Source organism: Cerasicoccus sp. TK19100, from assembly GCF_027257155.1.
In the GTDB taxonomy this organism is placed as follows: Bacteria; Verrucomicrobiota; Verrucomicrobiia; order Opitutales; family Cerasicoccaceae; genus Cerasicoccus; species Cerasicoccus fimbriatus.
Genome location: NZ_JAPWDU010000003.1, coordinates 204,935 through 229,604, shown reverse-complemented (window position 1 = coordinate 229,604; position 24,670 = coordinate 204,935). Strand labels below are relative to the sequence as shown.

25 protein-coding genes are annotated in these 24,670 nt (G+C 58.8%); 13 read left to right on the top strand and 12 right to left on the bottom strand.

Annotated elements, in window-relative coordinates:
• Positions 1-54 precede the first annotated feature (54 nt).
• The gene (locus O3S85_RS07555; RefSeq protein ID WP_269539312.1) at positions 55-2,037 is read left to right on the top strand and encodes an ABC-F family ATP-binding cassette domain-containing protein; all 1,983 of its coding nucleotides are present in this window, start codon (positions 55-57) and stop codon (positions 2,035-2,037) included.
• A gap of 219 nt (positions 2,038-2,256) precedes the next feature.
• Positions 2,257-2,721: an REP-associated tyrosine transposase gene (locus tag O3S85_RS07550; protein ID WP_269539310.1), complete on the top strand. Its 465-nt coding sequence runs from the start codon at positions 2,257-2,259 to the stop codon at positions 2,719-2,721.
• Here O3S85_RS07550 and O3S85_RS07545 read toward each other — a convergent pair.
• Positions 2,718-3,476 (bottom strand): phosphodiester glycosidase family protein, encoded by a 759-nt coding sequence (locus O3S85_RS07545; protein ID WP_269539309.1) that lies wholly within the window; start codon positions 3,474-3,476, stop codon positions 2,718-2,720. The two genes, O3S85_RS07550 and O3S85_RS07545, sit on opposite strands and share 4 nt — an antisense overlap.
• An 80-nt stretch (positions 3,477-3,556) precedes the next feature.
• On the opposite strand from O3S85_RS07545, the gene O3S85_RS07540 reads away from it, so the two are divergent.
• The 5 genes from O3S85_RS07540 to O3S85_RS07520 all read left to right on the top strand — a co-directional run bounded on the left by O3S85_RS07540 (position 3,557) and on the right by O3S85_RS07520 (position 7,192).
• Positions 3,557-4,351, top strand: coding sequence for a thiazole synthase (locus O3S85_RS07540; protein ID WP_269539307.1), 795 nt, complete (start codon positions 3,557-3,559; stop codon positions 4,349-4,351).
• A gap of 148 nt (positions 4,352-4,499) precedes the next feature.
• Positions 4,500-5,720 carry a 2-iminoacetate synthase ThiH gene (gene thiH, locus O3S85_RS07535; RefSeq protein WP_269539306.1) on the top strand — a complete coding sequence of 407 codons (1,221 nt, stop codon included), beginning with the start codon at positions 4,500-4,502 and terminating at the stop codon, positions 5,718-5,720.
• Positions 5,717-6,244: a hypothetical protein gene (locus tag O3S85_RS07530; RefSeq protein WP_269539305.1), complete on the top strand. Its 528-nt coding sequence runs from the start codon at positions 5,717-5,719 to the stop codon at positions 6,242-6,244. The genes thiH and O3S85_RS07530 overlap by 4 nt, the downstream gene beginning before the upstream one ends.
• A 42-nt stretch (positions 6,245-6,286) precedes the next feature.
• Positions 6,287-6,490 carry a sulfur carrier protein ThiS gene (thiS, locus tag O3S85_RS07525; protein WP_269539303.1) on the top strand — a complete coding sequence of 68 codons (204 nt, stop codon included), beginning with the start codon at positions 6,287-6,289 and terminating at the stop codon, positions 6,488-6,490.
• A gap of 3 nt (positions 6,491-6,493) precedes the next feature.
• On the top strand, positions 6,494-7,192 hold the full coding sequence (locus tag O3S85_RS07520; RefSeq protein WP_269539301.1) for a phospholipase D-like domain-containing protein: 699 nt from the start codon (positions 6,494-6,496) through the stop codon (positions 7,190-7,192).
• Positions 7,193-7,378: 186 nt separating this feature from the next.
• On the opposite strand, the gene O3S85_RS07515 is transcribed toward O3S85_RS07520, so the two are convergent.
• Positions 7,379-8,308: a tetratricopeptide repeat protein gene (locus O3S85_RS07515; RefSeq protein ID WP_269539299.1), complete on the bottom strand. Its 930-nt coding sequence runs from the start codon at positions 8,306-8,308 to the stop codon at positions 7,379-7,381.
• Positions 8,309-8,365: 57 nt separating this feature from the next.
• Positions 8,366-8,584 (bottom strand): FmdB family zinc ribbon protein, encoded by a 219-nt coding sequence (locus O3S85_RS07510; RefSeq protein WP_269539298.1) that lies wholly within the window; start codon positions 8,582-8,584, stop codon positions 8,366-8,368.
• A 153-nt stretch (positions 8,585-8,737) separates the two neighbouring features.
• On the opposite strand from O3S85_RS07510, the gene O3S85_RS07505 reads away from it, so the two are divergent.
• Positions 8,738-9,184, top strand: coding sequence for a hypothetical protein (locus O3S85_RS07505; protein WP_269539296.1), 447 nt, complete (start codon positions 8,738-8,740; stop codon positions 9,182-9,184).
• 13 nt (positions 9,185-9,197) lie between these two features.
• Here O3S85_RS07505 and O3S85_RS07500 read toward each other — a convergent pair whose 3' ends face one another.
• The 5 genes from O3S85_RS07500 to O3S85_RS07480 all read right to left on the bottom strand — a co-directional run bounded on the left by O3S85_RS07500 (position 9,198) and on the right by O3S85_RS07480 (position 16,457).
• On the bottom strand, positions 9,198-9,575 hold the full coding sequence (locus O3S85_RS07500; protein ID WP_269539294.1) for a HesB/IscA family protein: 378 nt from the start codon (positions 9,573-9,575) through the stop codon (positions 9,198-9,200).
• Between the two features lie 50 nt (positions 9,576-9,625).
• Positions 9,626-10,324, bottom strand: a complete 699-nt coding sequence (locus O3S85_RS07495; protein WP_269539293.1) for a hypothetical protein — start codon at positions 10,322-10,324, stop codon at positions 9,626-9,628.
• 17 nt (positions 10,325-10,341) lie between these two features.
• The gene (locus O3S85_RS07490) at positions 10,342-13,143 is read right to left on the bottom strand and encodes a hypothetical protein (protein WP_269539292.1); all 2,802 of its coding nucleotides are present in this window, start codon (positions 13,141-13,143) and stop codon (positions 10,342-10,344) included.
• A 240-nt stretch (positions 13,144-13,383) separates the two neighbouring features.
• Complete coding sequence (locus O3S85_RS07485; RefSeq protein ID WP_269539291.1) at positions 13,384-15,945, bottom strand: M16 family metallopeptidase; 2,562 nt, start codon at positions 15,943-15,945, stop codon at positions 13,384-13,386.
• 71 nt (positions 15,946-16,016) lie between these two features.
• A complete protein-coding gene (locus O3S85_RS07480; RefSeq protein WP_269539289.1) occupies positions 16,017-16,457 on the bottom strand; it encodes a S24/S26 family peptidase in 441 nt (146 codons plus the stop codon).
• A 247-nt stretch (positions 16,458-16,704) separates the two neighbouring features.
• On the opposite strand from O3S85_RS07480, the gene O3S85_RS07475 reads away from it, so the two are divergent.
• Entirely contained in the window at positions 16,705-17,202 is a 498-nt protein-coding gene (locus O3S85_RS07475) for a S24/S26 family peptidase (protein ID WP_269539288.1), read from the top strand.
• 18 nt (positions 17,203-17,220) lie between these two features.
• Here the strand turns inward: O3S85_RS07475 and O3S85_RS07470 are convergent, their stop codons facing one another.
• The 4 genes from O3S85_RS07470 to O3S85_RS07455 form a co-directional block, all read right to left on the bottom strand.
• Positions 17,221-17,865: a response regulator gene (locus O3S85_RS07470; RefSeq protein ID WP_269539287.1), complete on the bottom strand. Its 645-nt coding sequence runs from the start codon at positions 17,863-17,865 to the stop codon at positions 17,221-17,223.
• Positions 17,866-18,125: 260 nt separating this feature from the next.
• The gene (locus tag O3S85_RS07465) at positions 18,126-18,851 is read right to left on the bottom strand and encodes a type II secretion system protein (protein WP_269539285.1); all 726 of its coding nucleotides are present in this window, start codon (positions 18,849-18,851) and stop codon (positions 18,126-18,128) included.
• Positions 18,852-18,855: 4 nt separating this feature from the next.
• Positions 18,856-19,524 carry a PEP-CTERM sorting domain-containing protein gene (locus tag O3S85_RS07460; RefSeq protein ID WP_269539283.1) on the bottom strand — a complete coding sequence of 223 codons (669 nt, stop codon included), beginning with the start codon at positions 19,522-19,524 and terminating at the stop codon, positions 18,856-18,858.
• A gap of 77 nt (positions 19,525-19,601) precedes the next feature.
• On the bottom strand, positions 19,602-19,985 hold the full coding sequence (locus O3S85_RS07455) for a hypothetical protein (RefSeq protein ID WP_269539281.1): 384 nt from the start codon (positions 19,983-19,985) through the stop codon (positions 19,602-19,604).
• A gap of 237 nt (positions 19,986-20,222) precedes the next feature.
• On the opposite strand from O3S85_RS07455, the gene O3S85_RS07450 reads away from it, so the two are divergent.
• From O3S85_RS07450 to ybeY, 4 genes are read left to right on the top strand one after another with little or no spacing between them, the layout of a single operon-like run.
• On the top strand, positions 20,223-20,723 hold the full coding sequence (locus tag O3S85_RS07450) for an HIT family protein (RefSeq protein ID WP_269539279.1): 501 nt from the start codon (positions 20,223-20,225) through the stop codon (positions 20,721-20,723).
• Between the two features lie 21 nt (positions 20,724-20,744).
• On the top strand, positions 20,745-21,713 hold the full coding sequence (locus O3S85_RS07445) for a PhoH family protein (RefSeq protein WP_269539278.1): 969 nt from the start codon (positions 20,745-20,747) through the stop codon (positions 21,711-21,713).
• Positions 21,714-21,742: 29 nt separating this feature from the next.
• Complete coding sequence (locus O3S85_RS07440) at positions 21,743-24,178, top strand: HD family phosphohydrolase (RefSeq protein ID WP_269539277.1); 2,436 nt, start codon at positions 21,743-21,745, stop codon at positions 24,176-24,178.
• Entirely contained in the window at positions 24,141-24,605 is a 465-nt protein-coding gene (gene ybeY, locus O3S85_RS07435) for an rRNA maturation RNase YbeY (protein WP_269539276.1), read from the top strand. Before O3S85_RS07440 ends, ybeY begins: the two co-directional genes overlap by 38 nt.
• Positions 24,606-24,670 lie beyond the last annotated feature (65 nt).

The following is a 24,670-nucleotide window of genomic DNA, read 5'->3' as shown; positions in this document are numbered from 1 at the left end:
AAATGTTTGTGGCAAGCCCCTTTGTTCATGAATTTGGTATTTTGACTAAGTAGTATGATCACCCTGCGAGACATTAAGCTGCGCTTTGGCGCCCGCCCGATCTTTGGCGGCATGACCAGCACGATCACCGCGCGTGACCGCATTGGCCTCGTCGGCTCCAACGGGCAGGGCAAGTCTACCCTCATTCGCGTGCTCATGGGCGAGCAGGAGCTCGATGGTGGCGCGGTTGAGAAAGCCAGCTACGTAACCCTCGGCCATCTGCCGCAAGACGGGCTCGCCGTGAAAGGCCGCTCGCTCCGCGACGAAGCCATGACCGCGTTTGAGAACGTGCTCGACATCCAGCGCAAGGTCGACGCCGCCAGCGCGCGCCTGCAGGAGCTCGACCCCGCCAACAACGAATACGCCGAAACGCTGGAGGTCATCGGCGCGCTGGAGCACCATTTGCAGGACGCCGAGGCGCACAAACTGCCCTCCCGCGTGGAGCGCGTGCTGCTGGGCCTGGGTTTCGAAATGGCCGATCTGGATCGTGACTGCGGGGAATTTTCCGGCGGCTGGCAAATGCGAATCGCCATGGCCAAGCTGCTCCTGCGTGAGCCCTCGCTACTGCTACTCGACGAGCCGACGAACCACCTGGACCTCGATTCGCTCACCTGGATTGAGCAATATTTAAAGAGCTACGAAGGGGCGCTGATGATCGTTTCCCACGACCGCGCCTTCCTCGACAGCCTGACGACGCGCACTTGGGCGCTCAGCCAGGGCCGGCTCGAAAATTACAACGGCAACTACTCGTTCTTTGAAAAAGAGAGCGTGCTGCGCCGCGATGCGCTCAAGCGGTCCGCCGAGAACCAGCAAAAGCAAATCGCCGAGACCGAGCGCTTCATCGAGCGCTTCCGCGCCAAGAACACCAAGGCCGCCCAAGTGCAAAGCCGCATCAAGGCCCTAGAGAAAATCGAGCGCATTGAGATCGAAGACGAGGAGGCCACGGTCGCCTTCAGCCTGCCGCCCGCGCCGCACTGCGGGCAAGTCGTGCTGGAGCTGCAGGGCGTGGAAAAGCGCTACGGTGACCTGGAAATTTACCGCAATCTCGACCTCAAGCTGGAGCGCGGGGACCGCATCGCCATCGTCGGCCGCAATGGCGCGGGTAAGTCTACCCTGGCGCGCATCCTCGCTGGCGTGGAGCCGATTCAGGCCGGCGTGCGCGAGGTTGGCTACCAGGTGCAGGTGGCGTATTTCGCGCAGCATCAGGCCGAGGAGCTTGACCCGACGTCGGACGCCCTATCCATCGCTGAGGCCGCCGCGCCGCAGGGGCAGGGCCGCCGTGCGCGGACGTTGCTCGGCGCGTTTCTCTTCACTGGTGACGACGTCTTTAAAAAGGTCAAGGTGCTCAGCGGCGGTGAGAAAAACCGCCTCGCCCTCGCCAAGATGCTGCTCCAGCCCTTCAATTGCCTGATCCTCGACGAGCCGACGAACCACCTGGACATGCGCTCCAAGGAAGTGCTCCAGCAGGCGCTGCGGGAGTTTGACGGCACGTTGATCATCGTTTCGCACGACCGCTCGTTTCTGGACCCGCTGGCCGAAAAGACGCTGGAGATCAGCCGCGACGGTGCCCGGATGTTCGCGGGCAATATTAGCTACTATTTAGAGAAAATCGCCGCCGAACGCGAAGCCGAGCAGGCCGCCGCTGCGCAAAACAAATACGCCGCCGGTGCCAAGTCCTCCTCCCAGGGCCAACCTTCAAACTCCCCCACCTCCGAACCTTCGAACCTCTCCCCCAAAGAGCGCCGCCAACTCGTCGCCGAGCGCAATCGCCAGCTGGCCCCGCTCAAGAAAAAGTGCGACAAGCTCGAAGCCGACATCGCCACCATGGAGGCCGAATACGGCGAGCTGGAGACGGCGATGATGGACCCCGCATTCTTCAAGCAAGGCGCCGAAACCAAGGAAAAGATGGACCGCTACGAATCCCTCAAGCGCAACATCGAGCGCGCCTACGCCGACTGGGAATCCGCCCAGGAACAGATCGCCGGGCTGGAGGGCTAGGCCTCGCCCAACGCGAGCTGATATCTTTACGGCTTGGTGGAAAGGTAGCGCGGAGCGTCCCCGCTCCGCAAGCCACGCCAACGAGAATCCATGTCTCGCCGACTGACGTAGCAAGCAGGAGCCGCTCCTATATCCTGTTTGGATGGTCATTCTTCGAGACATTGTTTCTATCACAAGAAGCTTGCGGAGCGGGGACGCTCCGCGCTACCCTTTGGCGCTTTGAAAATACCGGACTTCAAGCGTAAGAAGCTAGACCACGCGTCGCCGGATTGGGTTGCGGAAGACAGTATATACTTCATCACGATTAATACTGACCCGCCTGGTCGAAACCAGCTTGCGAATCCAGATACCGCAACTGCTGTCTTCGAAGCGGCGAAGTTCTATCATCAGGGAAATCGCTGGTATGTTCATTTACTGCTACTGATGCCCGATCATTTACATGCGTTACTTACGTTCAACCACCGCGATTTTAAATCTAGTCGCCTAATTCAAGCTTGGAAGTCTTACCTAGCCAAAAATCAGGCAATCATATGGCAGGACCGGTTTTTCGACCATCGCATTCGGAGTGATGAGGAATATGTGCTGAAGGCAGACTACATCCGCAAAAATCCATTGCGGGCTGATCTGATAGCTAAAGATGAATCGTGGCCTTTCTGCTGGCACGCCGATAGCTTTCGTTCCTAGCGATACAGCCCGATGTAATTGCGCACGGTTGAAATTTCCGGGATGTTGACGATTCCGCCGCCGGGCTTGCGCATCCAAAACCCGGATGATGGGCCGCCGTCCAGATTGAGGGCGCGCTCGATATCGATGTGCTCGCGTACGGCGTCGGACTGCAGAATCTCGGCCAAGCCAAGGAGGCTGGCTGTGTCGCAAATACCAATCAACCAGCGGCCGTCGCGGCCGTAGGCGATGAAGGACCGTGTGTGGTAGCGGTCTTTGCCCAGACCTTCGCCGGGAATTTTGCCATCGTAGATAAGCCAAGGGCCGGACTGCAGGAGCTGGGTGATGGATTCTGAGTCTTCGAAATCGTCGCGGTGGATCAGGGACAGCTGATCGTCCTTTACTTGGATGACGCCCTTCATCCAGTTGTCCGGAATGAACGCTTCGGTGCGCACGCCGTTGCTGATTTGCTGGCCGTAGGGGGTGTAGGCGCTGACAGCGTAAAACCCGCCATTGACGCCCGCAACATAGGTGCCTTTGGACATCGCATAGGCGAGTTTCTGGGTGCGGGGCAGGCCGAGGTGGTTGATGTTGTCCATGACGCGCAGTTTGATCGCGGACGGATCGAACAAGCAGAGGTCCAGCTTGGCGTTTTGGCCGTCCTGTTCGATCTCGAGGTGCTGATACTCCAGCGCGGTTAGTTTGCTTTCGGCGGGCAGGCCTAGCGCCGTGCAGATGCCAAGTAGCAGGAAAACAAGGAGGCGACAAGGGGACATGTTTAATTATATCACCTGCGCGGTGCCTCAAACTCTTCATTGACGTTTTCTGCGTTCTGGCGACGATTGTCAGCTTGGGTATGTCTCAAACACTTTCCAACGAACCTTTGGTCATTGCCGGGCGCGAGTTTCCTAGCCGGTTGCTCGTCGGCACGGGTAAATTTGCTTCGAACGAGCTCATGCGCGACGCGCTGCGCGACTGTGGCACGGGCCTCGTCACGGTGGCGCTCAAGCGGGCGAACTTGTCCGACAAGGCGGATCCGTTCGCCGACATCCTCGACTTCCTGGAGCCCGACCGCTACCTCGTGCTGCCCAATACCGCCGGCGCGATGAACGCCGAGGAGGCGGTCCGCCTGGCCCGACTCTCCGCCGCCGCTGGTCTGCCCAAGTGGGTGAAGCTCGAGATCCACCCGGACCCGAATTACCTGCTGCCCGACCCGATTGAAACGTTCAAAGCGGCGGAAATCCTCGTCAAGGAGGGCTGGACCGTCATGCCTTATATCAACGCCGATCCTGTTCTCGCTGCGCGCCTTCAGGACATCGGTTGCGCCACGGTCATGCCGCTGGGCTCGCCGATCGGCAGCAACAAGGGCCTCGAAACCCGGGCGCAGATCGAAATCATTATCGAACAAGCCCGTGTCCCCGTGGTGGTCGATGCTGGCATCGGCGCGCCGTCCCACGCCGCCGCTGCGATGGAAATGGGTGCCGACGCAGTTCTCGTCAACACCGCCATCGCCGTGGCCAGCAATCCCTCCAAAATGGGCCAGGCCTTCGCGGTCGCCGTCGACGCCGGTCGCGCTGCCTACGAAATGGGCCTCGGCCCCACCTCCGACACCGCTAAGGCCACCAGCCCGCTGACGGCGTTTTTGGGGTAGCTTTTTTCTTCAACCGCGGAGGACACGAAGGTATGGGCGTAAAACCGGAATCTTCGTCCCTGCGTGGTTAGTTTATTGGTTTCGCTTACTTACTTTCTTTCCAATCTTCCGGTTTGAAATCGCGTTCAGACCTGCGAAACTAGCGCCAATGTCCACACCACGAAAATACCACGAATGCCAGGATGCGCCGGTCGGAACGTTTTCCGAGGCCTTTGCGCGGCTGCCGTTGGAGCGGCTTGCCGAGCAATCGCGGCAGGCAGATTTGGCGAGGGTAGACGCCGTGTTGCGGCGCGGGCAGGCGCGCACGCTAGAGGACTTTGCCGCGCTGATTTCTCCCGCCGCCGGTGAGCGTATCGAGCAGATGGCCGCGCATTCGCAGCGCATCACGCAGCGGTTCTTTGGGAAGGCGGTGCGGCTATTTGCGCCGATGTATCTCTCCAACGAGTGCGTGAACGTTTGTAAGTATTGTGGCTTTTCGCGGCACAACGACATCCCGCGAATTACCATTCCGGTGAGCAAGGTGGTGGAGCAGGCCGAGCGTCTGGCGCGGCAAGGATTTCGCTCGCTGCTCCTGGTCGCGGGCGAGCATCCCAAGTGGGTGTCCAACGGCTACGTGGCCGAGTGCATTAAGCGCACTTTGCCCATCATGCCGGCGGTGAGCATCGAGCTCGGCCCGATGGAGGCACCCGACTACGCGCACCTGGTTGAGGCCGGTGCTGAGGCGCTGCTCGTTTACCAGGAAACGTATTACCAGCCGACCTATGAGGAGCTCCACACGGCGGGCCCGAAGAAGTATTTTGCCTGGCGGATGGACACGCCCGAGCGCGGTTACGAGGCCGGTTTCCGCCGCCTCGGCATCGGCGCGTTGTTGGGCCTGCATGACTGGCGTTATGAGGCGCTGGCCGTCGCCGCCCACGCCCAGCACCTGCTCCGCAAATGCTGGAAAGCGCAAGTTTCCGTGAGCCTGCCGCGCATGCGCCCGGCCGCTGGTGGCTGGCAGCCAAACACCGATTATTTAATGAGCGACCGCGAGCTCGTGCAAACGATCGCCGCGCTGCGCATGCTGCTGCCCCACGTGGGCATCACGATCTCCACCCGCGAGCCCCCGTCTTTGCGCAATGGCATTGTCCCCTTGGGCGTGACGCTGATGAGCGCCGGTGCCTCGACCGAGCCCGGCGGCTACGACCACTTTGACGAAAACCAGTGGACGCCGACCAAGGAGCAACCCGGCGAGCAATTCCACATTGCCGATGAACGTTCCCCGGCGCAAATCGCGGCCATGATCCGCAGCCACGGCTATGAGGCGGTGTGGAAGGACTTCGACCAGGCACTGGTCACGGATCCCTCGCGTGAGCTGGCCCCGGCATGAGCGGGCGCGGCTTTAGTTGGGGGCGGCTGGCGCTGTTGCTGGTCTCGATGCTCGTCGTAGGCGGAGGCGCGGTGATTGGAATCTGGGGCAAAGAGATTCAGCGCGGCCTCAAGTTTCCGGGTAAAGTCGGCACGGCGGCGGACGAATTTTTCTTCAGCGGGCAGCCCACGTCCAAGGATTATCGCTACTGGCTGCTTAAGCTCGGCGACGGCAGCGAATGGAAAGTGATCGAGGCCGATACGGAGAGCGAGGCCTCTTTGCCAACGTGGCTCATTTACATGGTGCAGGGGCCGGATCGGCAGACCTTAATCCTCGAAGAGCGCTTTGATGCCGTTCGCATGTCGGACCTCAATCGCAGCCTGAGCACGCTGACCCTGGAGCCGGATGACCTGGCTGTTGCGCGCGAATCGGCACCCGGGCTGGTCGCGGATGGCTCGCCCTACCTCGCGTTGATTCAGGCCACGGACGCGGCTTCGTTCGCCAGCGCATTGGAGCAGCTGGGCTTCCGCAAAACGTCGTTCTAACTTGCCTTGTCGGCGATTCGCGTGATTCGTTGTCATACGATTATGATTAACATCACCGCCAACGGAGAAACTTTTTCCCTCGCAGCCGGCACGGCGTTGCCGGACTTCCTCGCCGAGCGCGGGCAGGCACCGGAGCGCGTGGTCGTCGAGCGCAATGGCGAGGCGTTGACCCAGTCTGAGGCCAAGGCCGCGACCCTTGAAAACGGCGACGTGCTGGAGATTGTCCGCATCGTTGCGGGTGGTTAAGCGATGGCCGACCTCGCGCAGATCGGGTCCGCCTTGCGGCAGACCTTGGCCGATGGCAAAATCTCCCGCAGTGAGCTGCAGGCGGTGCGCGCGCTGTTGCGCGATGCCGAGCTGGACGCGCGCGAGTTGGCGATTTTGCGTGCGAAAATCTTCGACCTCGCCCGTGATCAGCTAAACGCAGACAACGCCCTGGCGCTGATCGACTGGCTGGAGGACGCGAGCAAGACCGTGCTGGAAATCCAGCGCAAGCCAACGCAGCGCATCGATAGCAGCGCGTATTTTAGCCCCGGCGACGACTGCCTCAATGCGATCATTGGCAGCATCTGTGGTGCCCGCCGCACGCTGGATATTTGCGTATTCACGATCACCGATGACCGCATCGTGGAGGCCATCCGCGAGGCCGGGCAACGGCGCGTGGCGGTACGGATCATCACGGATAATGACAAGGCGCGCGATGCCGGTTCGGACATTGCCCGTATGTCGCGCAGCGGACTGGCGATCAAGGTCGACTTGGCCCCCGACCACATGCACCACAAGTTTGCCCTGATCGACGGCGAGCGCCTGCTGACTGGCAGCTACAATTGGACCCGCAGCGCCGCATCTCACAATCAGGAGAATTTGCTCATCACCAATGACCCGGATGCGGTCAAAGCCTACACCGTGGAGTTTGTGAAGCTGTGGGGCGCGTTGGCGGATTATTGAACTAGTCTTGAGAAAGGTAGCGCGGACCGTCTCGGTCCGCAAGGATTGGCCAAAGGTATCGAAAGTTCGAATGGCGCGTGTTGCGCTAAACCGCGTCACGGGATTTAAACTCGCGCATCGCCTTGGCTTGCGGACCGAGACGGTCCGCGCTACCTTTTGAGTGACGTTTCTAAAAGACGTATGGGGCTAGCCCGCCTGCGAGAGCAAGTGCTCCTTGGCACCTTGCAGGGAGGGGGTCTGGACTTCGCTCAGGATTTGGCGGGCCTCGGCGGTGTGGCCCATTTTGATTAACACCCGCGCCTCCTGCAGGCGGATCCAGTCCTTTTCACCCGGGTCGGTGGTGGAGATTTCCAGTTTGCGCCAAAGGGTGCGCGCCTTTTCCCAGTTGGGGGTGTCGACGTCGAAAAATGCCTCTGCGTAGCGACGGTTGAGCTGCCGGTTGTCGGGGTCGAGCTGGTGTGCGCGCTCAAATGAATCCAGCATCTGTTGGTCTAGCAGGGCGGGCTCGAGCGCCTCATCGGCAATCAGCTCGTCACGGTAAGTGTAGAGCACTTCGCCGATCTGGTAGGCGTAGAGCGATTCGTTGGGCTCGAGCTCGGCGGCCGACATGTAGTAGGCCAGTGCCAGAGCGGGTTCGCCCTCCTCGGCAAGGTAATTGCCAATCTGTTGCTTGACGACGGCAAGGTTTGGGTCGAGCCGGTTGGCACGGATAAAGGCCTTGTTCGCTTCGTGGCGCTGATCGATATCGCGGAGCATTTTGCCGTAGAGCACCACGCCGTGGACGGAGTCCGGGAAGTCGAGCAGGTAGGACTGGTATTGGGTCAGGACTTCGGTGATGAGGCGGTCGTATTCGGGGTCGCTAAGCTCGGCACCTTCGTCGCTGAGGCGTTGATAGAGAGCTTGCTGGCGTTCGTAAATATCGCGCAAGCGACGATCGGCGAGGGTCTCTCCACGGGGTGCCCCCATGGCCTGGTTGTTGTTTTGAATCGCCGTCACTCGTTGGGCGCGGGCTTCGCGCTCGGCGTCGGTTTCTTCTTCGTCGTCTAGGCCCAGCCAGGTGCAGCCTTGCAGGCAAAGTGCGAGGATCAGCGCAACAATTGGGAGTCTCTTATCCATTAATAAAATAAGCGGCGCATTTCGCGTCGCTTATGTCAATGCCGCATCGTGGGTGGGTTAATTGCGCCCGTGGGAAGGGCCGCAGCCGCAGCCGCCGGAGTGACAGCAACTGCTGCCGCCACTGCTGGCTGGCGCGCCACTGGCAGCGAAGGTGGAGAACTGCTTGTCCAGGTGGTCACCGCCGCAGGCCGGGCACTTGGGCGGTTCATCGGAGCTACGGACTAGGATCTCGTGGTCGCTGTCGCAATCCGGGCAATGGTATTCGTAAATTGGCATAGCGGCGAAATTTAATGGGCGTAGCGGAAAATGCAATCTCCGGTTACGCCCTCGTAATCCGAGGCCCGGCAAGGGCCATTTCATGATCGGCATGCGGAATAAGATTGATATTTAGCGGGAAAAGACGAAATAGCATCTATCATAGAAAAGCCCATGAAATCAATTTTTGCCATTGCCCTGTCTCTGCTTGCCACTGCTGCCTTCGCGGCGGATAAAACCGAGGCCAAGCTCGACTACGATGCGGCCTATGCCTATTCGCTGACGGTGACCGATGAGAGCGGCGAGGAGTATTTCACCCTCACGCTGATGAAAACCGGTGAGCTGAGCTACGAATACTGGGTCGACTCCCAGCCAAACAGCTCGCAGGAGGTTAAGCTGTCGCCGGATCAGTTCAAATCGCTGTCGGACAAATTTAGCGCGGCATTCGGTGCGATGGCCAAGGCCAGCGGCAAAACCGGGGGTGCCGACTATGCCCTGGAGAAAATTGACGGCCGCAAGGCGACTACCTATACCGTCACCGGAAACAGCTCGGCGGTGAAGCCCGTGCTCGATGCGGCCGATCCCTTGATCAGCGGTCAGTATCCTATCGCGATTAAGTAGTTGGCCCGGCCAATTAAACCGAGAAGCTTTCCCCGCAGGAGCAGCTGCTCTTGGCGTTGGGGTTGGTAAACTTGAAGCCCCCGCCGACCAACTTATCCGAGTAGTCCATGATGGTCCCTTTCAGGTAGAGTGCGCTCTTCATGTCGACCACCACATGCACGCCACTGGTGGGCACGAGGATGTCGCTCTTCTTGGGCGCAGCGACGAATTTCATCTTGTAAGACAGGCCATTGCAGCCGCCGCCATTGATCGCCACACGCAGGTATTCACCCTTTTGTTCTCGGGCGATGAGGGCGCTGGCCTTCTTACCAGCGGACTCGGTCAGCTGGATCAGGCGTTCGTCGCCAATGCGGATATCGGCCGGTGGGTTGAGCGTCGCAGAATCGGACATATTAGCTTATTCAAACCCGAACCGGACAAAAAATCAAGCCCAGGCCGAAATCAGGCACCGGAGTCGTTGGAATCGAATTTGCCCATGTATTCTGTAATGCGTTGGGCCTGTATACGGTAAGAGCCTGAACGTTTGGGTGGGCGCAGGATCATCAGCGTGCGGCGATCCGGGTAAAAGCTCATCTTGCTCACCAGTACCTTGTGTATCTGGTCACCGTCTTTGACGACCAGGCCAACGGCAATTTCGTCCTCGTAGTATTCACTGATATCGATGGGTTGATTGGCACCTGGCTGGATGGTGACCTGATTTTCTCCAAGGATACCGTAGAAGTTGGCACCTGTGGTGTTAAAAAAGAGCAGTGAACCCTCCGGGAAGCGCGACTCATCGTAGGGCATGCAGTGGCTGCCATACGGGCGGAGTGTCGGGTCTTGGGGCGGAGCTTCTAACATAATTAGCCAACGCCCGCCTGAGTTGGCGAAATTTACCTGATAAACCGGAGACAACTCGGTAACGCCTTCCTCGTTTTTTTCTTTGATGAAGACCGGCATTGGGTTGATGCCATTGTAAAAGTAATAATCCGAGCGTTCGCGCGGGTTGAGGCTGAGCTCGATGGCGTCGGACACCTCCGGCTTGCCCTCTTGGGTGTAATAGAGGGTTTGCTGAGCAGTCTGGGATGAGAGCGGCAACACCGCAAAATGAACCCGGACTTTTTCTTGATCATCTGTTCCCAGCGCAAACACGGTTTGCACCAGTATCAGTAGGATCGTTATTGTACTTCCGCAGTGTCTAACCATCTCCAGGATACGATTTCAAATCTACGTGGATTTGTTTCGGTTGCATTGATTGTCGAATCAGTGGCTCCGCCAATAATGGGACGCCGCCGGGCAACTGCCTCAATCCAAGCTTCAGAAGTTACGTTGTCGTTTAGCGTGTCACGCGCGCTACCGTAGGCGCGAATCAGGAAGGTGTCCGAGCGTGCCGTCAGGACATCCGCGCGCTGGGCGACGACATCTCCCTGGGTCACATAGACATTGGAGTCCTTCAGAATATTTGCGTTCAGGCTGCTGTCTTCTAGTTCGTCTTCAATGACTCCGCTATTCAGGAAATCTTCGATTGAGTAGTATGGGCGACCACGCTCTTTGAGATGGTCGACGATGCCATTGGCCACCGCGAGCAGCTCATTCTTGGCATCGGCGATGTCCACGACCCGCATGCCTTGGCGGAAATAAGGGGGAAAGCTGGTTTGCCCAAGGGCCAAGGCATTCTCATCGGTTTCGATGATAGGATTCTCGGCGGAGTAGAAAGGCAGCCGCGTGAAAAGGTGACGCACAGGGATATCGTTACCTTCGTCATTCTCGATGACACCCCGATTGCTGAGGAAGGCCATCCAGGCAGGAACTGAGGTGCTATTGATGTTAAAGCCACTGTGCACATATGCATTCTCCGCTACGTCGGCTGGCGTGATGGTCTCTCTCGGCTTCAGGTAGGTAAGGTATGGGTTGGCGTCTGGTTCCGGCTCATCCACCTCCGATTCACCAGCCCCCGCGACAAAGTAGTTATCATAAACCGCGTTTTTCGCTTCGGGGTGTGGAGAACCCAGCAGTGAGGAGGATTCCTCCCAAATTGGCAAGTGCCGGATAGCGCCCAGGGAGACGAAATCGCTATCGCGACGGGGGATATCACTAAAGAGTACGGGCTCGCTGTTTAGGTGGCTGCGATTGGTATTGTCGCGGTGGATATCGAGCAGGGAGAAGGTGTTCAGGTTTAGCTGAGCGGCATCGGCCGGGTCTGTGCTGGCGGGCACGATGAAATCGGAGACTTTATATTCCGTGCCGTCCGAACTGTAGAACGTTTCGGAAGCGTCCAGCACGGGGTCATTCATATCCAAGCCGTTTATCAGTTCTTCGAGGATACCCGGGTCGGATTCGTCTGAATCGAGACGATAGTGGTAGGCGATGGTGTAGTCGCTTTGTAAGTAGGAACTGCTGCTGGAGCGGGAAAAGGAGTCAGCAGAGTTACCGCTGGTGTTTCGGAAGGTTTTCCTGATGGTGAAATCGTCGAACTTTAGATTTTTGATCGTAAAGATAGTTTCCCGATCTTCGGGATTGTTCGCATATGTCTTGATGATGATATTTACGCCATTTTCAGGGTGCACCGCTTTGATCTCGATTTTATCAGAATCGTCAGGGCGGGTGTCAGCGTTCTCCGACCACCGCTGAGTTCCAAAATCGCGCGCCAAGCCGCGTGCCTGGGTTGCAGGGTTGGGCTCAGTGGCCATGTAAACTTCGCCGGCCATCAATTCGGGCACATGTGGTTGGCTGATGGGTGCGACATCCACCCAGGAGTTGATGCTGTAGCGCTCGCTGTAGTCATCATCAGAGTAGGCGCTTAGATCATTGAGGTCTTCTTTGATGACTGGAGCGACCAAGGTGCCCGTTGCTTGCCGAACAGTAATTTCGGGCAAGTTTTCAAAGTAAACCACGAAGGGTCGATCATGGTTGTAGTGGGTGTCGGCGTCGTAAACCAGCGGCAGGGTGTATGGGTTCCAGAACTCCACCTGCAGGTGATAGCGGATGCGGATTTTTGCGTCTGACCAAGTATGAAATATTCCCATCCACAAAACGATTTCAGTAGGGATGGCGCGTGGCGCGAAGTAGGGCGCACCATTTTGATAACCATTGGTTTCGTCCTTCTTTGTCGCGATCAACGGCGAGTCATAGCCAACAAAAAAATTGCGTGTCGCGTCATTGGCGAGAAGTTCGGTGGACGTTTCGTCGAGCAGGTTATGCTTCAAACCACCATCTTTGGAATTTGCTAGCACGGTCCATGAGTTGGCGGTGGCATCATGCGAGAAGGAGTCCTGCTGCCAGTTCGGAAACGCAGGGTTGCCATTGGTTTGCATGATGGCGGAAAACTGGTCGTTTGAAATGGCGATGGCCAGGTGTTGGCGCATTGTGTCGTTGTCATCCAGATTGAATTTGTCTGTAGCGGCGTTGTTGTAACCGTCCTCGCTGAGGTAGTTCAGGTCAGGAATAAAGTTTTGGTATTCCAGGTAGCGGCGCTCGATCTCGTTGCTTGGAAAATTATTAGCGCGTTCCAGAGAAGCCATGGGGAGCTTGTCGTTTTCGCCGCTTACCCAGTAGGCGTAGTCGCCAACATGGTGCCCGTCATCGCTAAAGATTTCGACCATGGGCGCACGAATGCCTGGAAATATTTCGCCGTCGATGGGGGAGGTCGTTGGCTTGACCAACTGCTTCCCGACTGCGGCATCGGTGATCTGTGTGTTTCCGGAAATAAGCCATACGGGTTCGCTGGTGGGGTTGGTGGTATCCCATACGCCGGTCCAGAATTGTTTACCGTTGGCGTAGTTACCATCCCCCAAAATCTCCGCACGGGCGGTAACGCGTTGGTCGGGCCCGGCGGCTGCTTGCAGGTTGCCGAGGGCGACGAGTAGGCCCAGGCGGGCGTTTTCGCGGGCTTTTTGCTCGGCGCGGTGTTGGACGGCGGTGGCCATCTCGACCTGGGTTAATGTCGCGAGGCTGAATATCAGCAGGACGATCAGGGACATGAGTCCCAAAGCAATGACCAGCGCAAAGCCGGGATGTTGCCGCTTTAGCCTAAAGCGGGCTTCTGTCTGACGTCGGTTATGTGTTCGGCTTCTCATGCCCAATCCTCACCCAAGCAATTTGCGTGCGAGCGTAGAGAAATCGTGCGAATTTAGCCAATAAACTCAAGATGATGCCTGTTGTGAAGCGGAACTTTAACCTCCGCGTCACAGTGGCGTTGCCAAGGTCAAACGCGTAATTAGCTACCGTTTGCTGGGCAAGGTTTTCACTATCAACCGCTTATCAGGAGTGAAGCGTTCAGTGGCGAAAGTCGTTAGCTGATCGAGGCTCAAATTGCGCACACGGTCCGGATAATTGCGCCAAGAATTGACCGGCTGGCCATAAAGTGCGTTCAGGCAGGCGTGCATCGCCCGGGAGGCGGGGGACTGCTGGGCCTGCTCTCGGCGGACGATGAGTCGGGTTTTGCAGGCCGACCACTCTTGCCCAGTGAAGCCGCCAGCGCGCGCGCGCTCGACTTCGGCCAGGATTTCGCGCTCCACCTCGTCCGCCTGCTGCGGGCTGGTGCCGGCGTAAAAGGTGAACATGCCGCAGTTAATCCCGAGCAGCCGCTGAGAGCCGACAAAGTAGGCCATGCCTTTTTCCTCACGGACCTTCTGAAAGAGCTGGCTGGACATGCCGCTAAAGAGCTCGTCCAGCGCTTCGCCGGCGAGGTAAGCCTCGTAATTTTCCACGCCGGAGTCCGGGTAGGCAACGAGGACAATGGCCTGCTCGCGGTCGCGTTCCAGCGTAAGCGAGCCCGTTTCGGCCGGGGCTTCCAGCGCGGGGCAGGGCGAGTGCGCGAAGTCACCGGGTAAGGCCTCCAGAATGGGTCCCAGCGTGTCTACGACGCGGTTGCGGTCGAACTGCCCGGTGACGGCCATCAGCGCGTTAGGGCCGGCGAGGAGCCTGCCAGCGAGCGAGCGAATGTGGTCGATATTCAGCGCCTTTAAGTCGTCTTCATGGCCGAGGTAATCCACCGCGTAAGGATGCTGACCGAAGTATTTTGCGCGCAGTTGGCGGCGGCTCCATTCGAGGACCTCGTCGTCATCTTCCTGTAGGGAGGCGATCTGGGCGTCGCGCTCGATCTCGAAGGTCGTGGGCAAATAGGCGGCGTGGTGGAGCGCGTCAGAGAGCAGCTCGGCGGCAAGTGGGAAGTCACCGCTCAGTGTCTCCAGGGAGAGGCCAAAGGTGTTGTTGCCAACATGCTCCTCGAAGCCGCCGCCCACAGATTCGATCGCGCCCGCGATTTCCGCGGCGGTGCGCTTGGTCGTGTCGCGGGCGAGGAGCGTGGCGAAGACGCCGGTGGCACCGCGCTGGCCAGCGGGGTCCCAGAGGGGGCCGCCCCGGGCGACGTAGCGCAGGTGGGTCTTGGGTACGCTGCCGCCATTTTGCAGGAACAGGCGGGCTCCGTTCTTCAGCGTGACCTCTTCAAAGTCGGGCAGGCCCTTGCCGGTGTTGACCGAGGGCGCGCTGGTAGTAGTGGTCTTGGGCTCGATGGAGGTGGCTGTTTCGCCGGTGTCGACGAGGAAGCGGTTAGCGGCGTCGCGAATGGCCCCTGGCGTGAGGCTGCTTAGGCGGCGCAGGTGTTGCTGCGGAAAACCGAGGTCTCCGGCAACGACTTCTGCCGAGCCCAGGCGCGCGGCCTGGCCGCTGACGGTTTTGCGCGCGTTGACCTCGCCCACGAGCGACTGGCGGACGATCTTCGCCAGCTCCTCGGGTTGGGGCGCTTTGGTCTGAGCAATGGCGATTTCGCTGCGGATGGCGGCTTCGACGGCTTCGCGTTTGCCGGGGTCACAGAGATAGCTGATCCAAAGCAGGCCGTGGTCGCCGGGGTTCCAGCAACCGGCGCTAATGTTGTGCACGAGGCGCTGTTTTTCGCGCAGGCTTTGCCAGAGCCAAGAGCTGGCGCCGTTGCCCATCAGGCGGGCGAGCACATCGAGCGCGGGGGCATCCGCTGCGGCGAGGCCAGGCACTTTGTAGCCGATGAAGCCGCGAACGACGTTAAAATCTCCCGTCGCGCGGTCGCTGCGCGGGGCGAGCTGGGCCGGTTCATCCGGGACAAAGGCGGGAGCGAGCTGGCGCATCGGTGCGGCACCGAAGTGCTGCTGGGCCAGGTCGCGGCACTCGTTTTCCGACAAGGCACCCACGACGACGAGCACCAGATTGTTTGGCGCGTAGCGGCCGCGGTAGTAGGCGCGCAGATCGGCCGGGGTGACACCCTCGAACAGCTTGCGGTGGCCGATAACGGGGTGGCGGTAGGGGTGCTCGCGGAAGGCGGTGTGTGCAAAGGTGTGGAAAAGGCGGCGGTCGGGGTCATCGAGGCCCATGTCGATCTCGCGCAGGATGACGTCGCGCTCGCGGATGATTTCCTCTTCCGGAAGGGCGGCGTAGAGGGACATGTCGGCCAGGACGTCGAAGATCGTTGCGGCGGCGCTGGACGGGCCGTCGATGTAGTAGACGGTGCGGTCGAAGGTGGTGTAGGCGTTGATGTAGCCGCCGCAGCCGTTGATTTCGCGGCTGATGTCGAGCGGCCCACGCTTTTCGGTGCCTTTGAAGAGGAGGTGCTCCAGGTAATGGGAGAGTCCGGCCCCGAGCATATTGCCTTCGTGAATGCTGCCTGTTTTAACCCAGGTCTGGACGGAAATTAACGCGGCGGAACGGTCTTCCTTGTGGACGACTGTCAGGCCGTTGTCGAGCTGGTAGCGGTGGATGGTTTCCTGGGCCAGCGACTCGATGAGGCCGCCGTTGATGGATTGTTCAGGCATGCGGGCGAGGAAACAGACTCACGCCGAAAAATGAAAGCACAAAGCGCGGGCCCGATTAGGCCAGGCAAGCATTATTGAGCGGCAACGAAGGAACCATAGACCACGCCAATGAGGTTGCTGGGCGTCACGTAGTCAGCGTCTTCAAAGTCGTTATTGATGCCCTTTACGGTCCAGAAGCCATCTTCGCGGTCGACGATTTCGTGGACGACACGCATGCCCTGCAGGTTCTTATAAGCGACGAGCATACCCGGCTTTAGCTCGTGAAACTCAATCGGGTTGATGACCAGATAGGCGTTGGGGCCATAAAGCGGCTGCATGGAGGAGCCTTGCGCCGGCGCGCTGATGCGGCCATCCTGTTGGTCTTCCACTGTGAGTGCGGCGCGGCTTGATTCGCGGAAAGATAGCGCGGAACTGGGGGCCGAGAGATTTGGCCGATCCTGGGCAGCACAACCGCTCATCAGCACGGCGAGGAGCAATGTGGTCAGGGCATTAATGGCGGTGCTGGTATTCATTCTTGGGCTATTCTAAATGATTTTCTGTCGTACGCCTATCCGTTTAAGACTGTATTCTGCGGTCCTGCGTTCAGTATTTAAGGGATAGTATTCAAGTAGGCATGGCTTTGGCGTAAGTATATTTCCCTATATTAAAAATAACATTAACAGTTAGTTAATATGATTGCTGTCGCGGCAGTTATTTATATGTTCTTTGTTACGCGCGAAGCGTTGGGAAATCGAATCGAAGAAATGGGAGGAGAACCGTATGAAAAATGCCACCGTCTGCTTACTATTTACACTACTAGCCGGCTTTCTTTGCTCGGCTTTTGCCGATGATGACGCGACCTCAAGGATGGTCACCAATGTGAACATGGTCCGCGCGATCCAGGACGCGGAAGTCGTGGTCGCGCAAAATCGAAACTGGCGCGTCATGGTTGGCGATGGCCATTCAATGGCACCGTATTTTCATGAAGGTTCGGTCCTGCTAGTGGACCGCGCACGTTTTGATGACCTAAAGCCGGGCATGATGGTGGTCTTCCGCGATGACGAGGGTGACCTGGTGGGGCACTGGCTGGTGTCTCGCATACGTGACCACTGGGTGACGCGGGGGGTGAATAACAAGCGGCACGACCCGGGTTTTATGTCGCGGCCAGACTACGAGGGCGTGGTGTTCGGGGTGCTGCATTCCTCCGGGCAAGATGCCGAGGGGTTGGCTTATGCGGGGCAGCTTGGCTTGCCCATTGTGCTGGGCAAAAGTCGTTGAGGAGCAACCGTAGCGGGGCTAATCGCAGTAAACGCTGACCAAGCCATTGGCGATGGCGAATCGGGTGAGGCCAGGTGCGTCGTGGATATTGAGTTTTGAAATGATGCGGTTGCGGTGGGTTTCCGCAGTTTTTACGCTTATATTTAGAAGACTCGCGATCTCCTTGTTACTATGGCTTTCTGCGATCAATTTAAGGATCTCCACTTCGCGATTGGTCAGGTCGTCTATTGTGCTGACGCGCTCGGGGTTGAGCATTAATTCGCGCATGATCTCGGCGATTTCCGGGCTGAAGTAAGTTTGGCCCAGAGCGACTTTGTTGATGGCCGTTTCGAGAATGTCGAGACTCTCGGTTTTCTGGACCAAGCCACAGGCACCGGCTTCGATCATCTGCTTGACGAGGCTCTTGTTGTGGAAGGACGAAAAGCCCAGAACGCGGATTTCGGGTAGCTCCTTGCGAAGACGCTTCATCACGCTAATGCCGTTTAGTCCGGGTAGGACGACATCGAGAATAAGCATGTCCGGCTTGAGCTTCATTACTTGGTTAAAACCGTCTAAACCGTCGCCGGTTTCTCCAACGAGTTCAAGCGTCGGGCAGTGGTTGACTAGGGAGCGGGTGAACTCGCGCAGGATCGTTTGATCCTCTATGATGAAGACTCGTATCATTGTATCTGTAGACTAGCTATAGCTCTACATATTACAACTTAAATCGCTCAAATTAGCCAGATATAATACACTATAAAAGAAGGGGGCTTGATCATGCATTTTACCCTGTTTATATCGTATTTATGGGTATATTTATTTAGAATATCTGGTCGTTATTATGTGTTTTTAAATTGGTTTTTATACCTAGTGCCTAGGGTGTTGTTCTATTCGGGGCATTTTTAGCGCTAGGGTTGACACTTCTGTTTCGTGTCATTGCGCGGTTACTTGGCACCAGCGAGAGACGGGTTCCAGTGGTTTACCCCATTGCCCGGGTTAAAGGTCTCGGCGGCAGCAAGCCATTCCACATGGCCATCGCAGTAAACGAAGCTCGCGCGGTCGTCTAGGCGGGGGTCCAGATCGTGTTCGGCATCGGCAGTCGTCGCCCAATCGTGGGCCATGAAGTGGTCGCTCGTTTCCAGGCGGTTGCTAGCGAACATCACCGTGCTGGCGGGGAAGGGCACACTGTAAACCTTATGCCAGCGCTGAGGCTTGCCTGGGTAGTCGTCGAGCTCGCCCAACTGCAGGTGGACATTCAGGCCGTAGCTAAAGCGGTTGCTTTGGCCCGCCACCGTCTCCTCAAGGTCGAGCGGGTCGCGGAGGACGCCATTGAGCAAATCCTGGACACGCGGGTCGGAGGCGAGAGAAACATCACTGCCGAGGTAGGGGGCGAGGGCGAGCCACCACTGGGGCTCCTCGCGACTGTAGGCGTGGGTGCTGCGGGGCCAAGAGCCGTCGTGCTCGCTGGCGTAGAGCAGAGCGGCGCTGCCCAGGCTGCGCAGGCGGGAGGTGGAGTCGGCCTGCTGGGCTTTTTTGCGGACCTGCCCCACTACCGGGATCAGGATGCTGGCCAGGATCGCAATAATCGCCACGACCGTGAGCAGTTCGACCAGCGTGAAGGCCGCCCGGGGGCGACCCGGACGGCACTTGTTTAGTAGAAGTTCACGCATCGGGCTACCCTTGTTGACGGCGGCGTAGCGCAACGAGCCCCAGCACGCCGAGGCCCGCGATCAGCGCGTAGGTGCCCGGCTCGGGCACGGCGGTGAAGTTCAGCGTAAATGGCGCGGCGGCATAGGTGTTATCAATCGCACCGGTCGCGTCGCCAATGTAGATCGTCCCGCTTAGCGAGATGTTGCCAGTGCTTTGGGTGGTGAAGACCGGGTGTGTCATTGAGCCCGGGTATTCCCAGATGAAATCACTGCCATCGGTGCCGAAAATCGGGTCGAACGTGGCGGGGGTTTCGCGGTAGTAATAGGCCTCCAGCCCGGCGGAAGGCGCGTCCAGGCTGATCCAGAACGAGCGGTTGCTCGGCGCGGGGTCCAGCGTGGAGACGAAGCCGAAGCGGCGGGTAAAGGCCTGACCCTCCTGGCTGGGGTCGAGCGTTTCGAACCACGGTGCGGAGGGGTTAAACGAGTCGCCGGGCGAGGCGATGCTGAGCGGGGTCAGCTGCGGAATCTCGGAGTCAACGTGCGCACCGAGCGTGCCGCTGAATTCGTTAAACTCGATGCTGATGTGGACCATCGGCATGACTTGGCCGACGCCCGAGAGCTCGGCGGCTTGCAGCGAGGCAGCGCCCGCAGTGAGAATTAGACCGGAGAATGAAAGATATTTATTTAAGTACATAGCTAGATTGGTTTGGTGGATCAATACAACCAGCGCACGCGCCACGACGGCACCTGCGCATCAGTCAGGGGAACCAATCAAGCTCGGGGAGGCGGGGGCTCGGGCGTCAGCGCGCGAAGGCAGGGAGTCTTGTGTTCCGCCAGATGCGGAATGAGCACCGCTGCCGGCGGGCAAAGTCGAGTCGCCTCGCCCAGAAGCATTAGCTTGCCGCCTTCATGGGTATGGATCGCGTCCCAATCGGCAGGCGTTTCTTCGGGCTGGGGCAGTTCTCCGCAGAATTCCACGTCGAGCGCGTGGTCGAGGGCCTCACCAGCGGACATAAACTCACTGTAGCGCTGAAAAGCGTCCAGGCTGCGAGCCGCTGGTTGGCTCAGCAGTGGCCACATGCCCGCCAGATTGACCACCAAGAGGAGGACAAGGATGGCGCTGCGGCGCAGCCAACTACCATTACGGAGAAACATCTGCCGCATAAGCACATATTACGCGCCCAGAAGTCAATCGGGAAGATGCGCCGTGGCTTCCGAGGTTATATTCCTCCGGTGTCTGATTAGATTGAACGCTTTTCCTGCAGACGTCGTCCAAAACTGGCAATCAACTAGCTTCATTCCCCTAGATTTCCGCCGAACCCGGCACGAATGGTTTGGGCTAGCCAGAAGCCGATTTCTTCTATTACATCCCCGAAATATTTTTTGACCGTGATGGATTCTTTGCACGCCTATTGGCGAATGGCCTACATCGAAGCTCCCAAAGCAGACCGCGAGGGCGGGAATCCCTTTACCCGCATCCCGGCAAGTGAGGACGACCGCGGCAACTACATGGTCTGGCGCGGCGAGCATTCGTTCCTGGTCATGAATAAATTTCCGTATAACGCCGGGCACCTCCTGGTCGCGCCTTACCGCGAAGTGCCGCAGCTCACCGACCTCTCCGCCGCCGAGCGCGCGGACCTGATGGAGACCATCGTGCTGGGCCAGCAAATCCTGACCGATGCCCTGCACCCGGACGGGTTTAACGTGGGCTTCAACTTCGGCGATGCCGCCGGCGCGGGCATCCCGCAACATTTGCACTGCCACATCGTTCCACGCTGGAACGGCGACACCAATTTCATGCCCGTTTTGGGGAACACCAAAGTCCTGCCCGAAAGCATGGACGCCATGTGGGAGCGCTTGCGCGAATTTACCCCGGCGCACGCCAATTCCTAAGCATCCTGCGACACAAACTAAATGGCTACTGAAAAGCTTCAATTTCCCAGCCCGCGTCACCTCAGCTCGCTCTATTGCAGCAAGGACGAAAATCTGGACCGGGCCGAGAAAACATTCGACGTCACCATCGTCACCCGTGAGGACTGGCTCGACCTGGAGGGGGAGGAAAAGAGCGTCGCCGCGGCGGCAGACTTCTTTAAGACCCTCGACGCCGCTCGCACCCAGGGCATCAACCTGACGGACAACGATTTCCGTAATATCCTGGAGACCTTTGAGCGCGGCGATGGCGGTGATGTCATGGAGGTTTTTAACGACCCGCTGATCATCCGCCTGCGCAAGGCCAGCATCGTCCCCAAGACGATCAACCAGAAGCGCTACCTGCAATTTATTCAGAAGAACGACGTCGTTTTCGGCATCGGCCCGGCGGGCACGGGTAAGACCTACCTCGCCATGGCTGCGGCGCTCTACGCGCTGCAGGAGGGCGACGTAAAGCGCATTATCATTACCCGGCCGGCGGTCGAGGCGGGTGAGGCGCTGGGCTTCCTGCCCGGTGAGCTAGAGCAGAAGCTCGACCCCTACCTGCGCCCGATTTACGACGCCATGTTCGACATGCTCGGCAAGACCGACGCCGAGAAAATGCGCGAAAAGGGCCTGATTGAAATCGCCCCGCTGGCCTACATGCGCGGCCGCACGCTTTCCGACGCCTACGTGATTCTCGACGAGGCGCAAAACACGACCCACGAGCAAATGATGATGTTCCTGACGCGCCTGGGCGAGGGATCGAAAATGATCATCACGGGGGACATCACCCAGGTGGACCTTCCGCGCTCCAAGATGTCGGGCCTCAAACAGGCCGTGCAAATTCTCGCTAACATCAAGGGCATCAAGCTCTTTTACTTCGACGCGATGGACGTCGTCCGTCACCCGCTCGTGAGCCGCATCATCCAGGCCTACGAAAAAAGCAACCTTGAGAAACAGAACGGCCGGTAGTAGATTGGCCGTAGCTGCAGAAAGGATCTATGCCGATTCTGCCCAAGAAAAAGTCGAAAAAACAGCAAGCCGCTGACGCGCGCCGCAAGCGCCGCGATGCGGAGCCTAAAAAAGCCGCGACCTTCTTTGAGACGAGCCAAATTGTCTCTGCGGGCATTTTCCTGCTCATTGCGGTGGCGATTGTCGTGATCTGTTTTCTGGGCCAATCCCCGGCCGGGCCTCCCGTTACGCCCGGCCAGACGGCCAAGGTGCGCATTGTCGCGGATTTCCCCTTCAGCTACGAGAGTAAGCTGGAAACCGAGCGCGTGCGCCAGCAGCGCCGCCAGCGTGTCGTGGCCCGCGGTCGTTACGTGGAGGAGCCATATCAGCAGTTTGCGGATTCCATCGCCAAGCTCGATTCCGCCATTGAAACCGAGCTCATGCCCGAGCTGGTCAGCCTGCCCAAGAGCGAATGGGAGCCAGTTATCGATCAATTTACCGCCACCTACGGTGCTGAAACGGGCTTTTACATCAGCGATGACGACATCGCCATTCTGCTGGAAAAAACCACGCCCGCCGAGCGCTCTTCCCTGCTGCGTGAAGGCTCGCTGGCGCTCCGCGACGTGATGCGTGACGGTGTTTACGAGGAGCCTGGCGCGAGTCAGGCCGCCATGGAGGGCTCCTTGGTTACGACCATGGTCGTCCTCGGCCTACGCAGTGAAAACCTGCAAACCGAGCAAGAGGCTGCGCGCCTGCTGAACATTAATTTGGCCGGTTTGGGCGACGATCTCAGCCTCTCCCGCGCGCTGTATCGCATCTTCCGCAAGGGGGTGCAGCCGAACGTGGTTTACGACTCCGAGGCCACGGAAAAGATCAAGGATCAGGCCGCCGCGAGTGTCGATCCGGTCACCGTCAGCTTTCAGCAGGGCCAGGTAATCGTCGAGCCCGGCAACACGATCACCCCCGAGCAGGTGGAGGCCGTCGCGGCCTACCGCAAGCGCCTCAACGAGAGCGCGGAAATCGTCTGGGGGTTCAATGCCACCCTCGTCCAGCGCTCGCTGATGACGGTGGTGCTGATGATCTGCGGCATCCTGTTCATGCAGACGGTGTTTTCCATCCATGGCCGCTCGAATCGCCGCTTTGGCCTGATCGCGACGGTGCTGCTGGTAAACCTGATTTTGCTTCGCCTGATTCAGCAACTGGGCGAAACGCCGCTCTTTGGCGGTAACGCGACTTTGTTGGCGCTGTTGTCTTTTGCCGCGCCGGTGGCTTTGGGCGCGATTATGATGGCGATCCTCGTTGGCCCGCGTCCGGCGGCGCTGATGGCGATCACGGTCAGCGCGCTGCACTCGCTGATGTGGGGCGGCTCGGTGGATGTCTTCTTGACCTCGCTGCTCGGCGGTATGGTGGCGATCCTTTACGCGCGGGACGTTCGTTTACGCGGCAAGCTGATGCGCGCGGGCTTGATGTCCGGCCTGGCCGTGGCGTTGATCGCGGCGTTTATGGGCTTTTTGAACGAGCTGGCACCGGTCACGGTTGGCCAGCAGGTGCTGACGGCGATCTTCTCCGGCGTGTTGACGGCGGTCGTGGTTATCGGCCTGCTGCCGCTGCTGGAGCAGCTTTTTAAATACACCACGGACATCACTTTGCTGGAGCTGACGGACTTTAATCACCCGCTGCTGCGCAAGCTCCAGATGGACGCCCCCGGCACCTACCACCACTCGCTCATGGTGGCCAATCTCGCCGAGCGCGCCGCCAACGAGATCGGGGCCAATCCACTGCTTTGCCGGGCTACGAGCCTCTTCCACGACATCGGCAAAATGGTGAAGCCGGAGTATTTCACGGAAAACCAGCACGAGGGTTACAATCCGCATGATGAGCTGACGCCCGCCATGAGCGCGCTGATCATCAAGAGCCACGTCAAGGAAGGCGTGGACATGGCCAAGCAGAACAAGCTCCCGGAGGTGTTTATCGACATCATCCGCCAGCACCATGGCACGACGCTGATCAAATATTTCTACAGCAAGGCGTGCAACCGCCAGCAGCAGACCGTGCTGCCGCTACAGTCTGGCATCTCCAACCCGCCCTTTGACACGCGGGAGGACGTCGACGAGAGCACCTTCCGCTATGAGGGGCCCAAGCCGCAGACGCTAGAGGCCGCAGTGATCTTTTTCGCCGACGCTGTCGAGGCCGCCTCACGCAGCCTGAAAAAAGTCACCCCGCAAAGCGTGGAGGAGCTGGTGGACAGTATTTTCTCCGCGCGCCTGGACGACGGCCAGCTCGATGAAGCGCCGATGACGGTGGCACAGATCCGCAAGGTCCGCGACAGCTTTTGCTTTACCCTGCTCAATATGTTGCACAGCCGCGTGCAATATCCCAAGGATGAGAGTGGGAAAAAAAAGCGGGGACAGTCAGCCGCCCCGGTCCCGATGAATGATCCCGCCAGCGATGCCCCGAATCCTTCAAATAAACGCACAGCAGTATAGCCGCCTGACCGTCGATGAGGGCAGCCTGGAACGCGCCTTTGCCGCCTTGGATAACTGGGGCCAATACAACGCGCCCGATGGTGAGCTGTCCCTCGTTTTTTTAACCGACGACGAACTCGCACAAATTCACGCTGACTTCCTCGATGACCCGAGCCCGACGGACGTCATTACCTTCCCCGGTGACGACGAAATGGACTTCGCCGGTGAGATCTGTGTGAGCGTGGATCGTGCGCTGTCCGAGGCCCCCAGCCAGGGCTGGTCTTTTGCGGAGGAGTTGACCTTGTATCTGGTCCACGGCTGGCTGCACCTGGCGGGACTGGACGATTTGGATGAGGAATCCCGCTCAGAAATGCGGGTCGCGGAAAAACTTTGCATTGAGCGGTTGAAAACATTGAGCGCTATGCCCATATTTGCGCTTAAGAATTAACGGCGTTTTGTCGTAAGATAGCCATTACGATTGACTTCGGTCTGCCCTTTTACGCTTAATGAGCC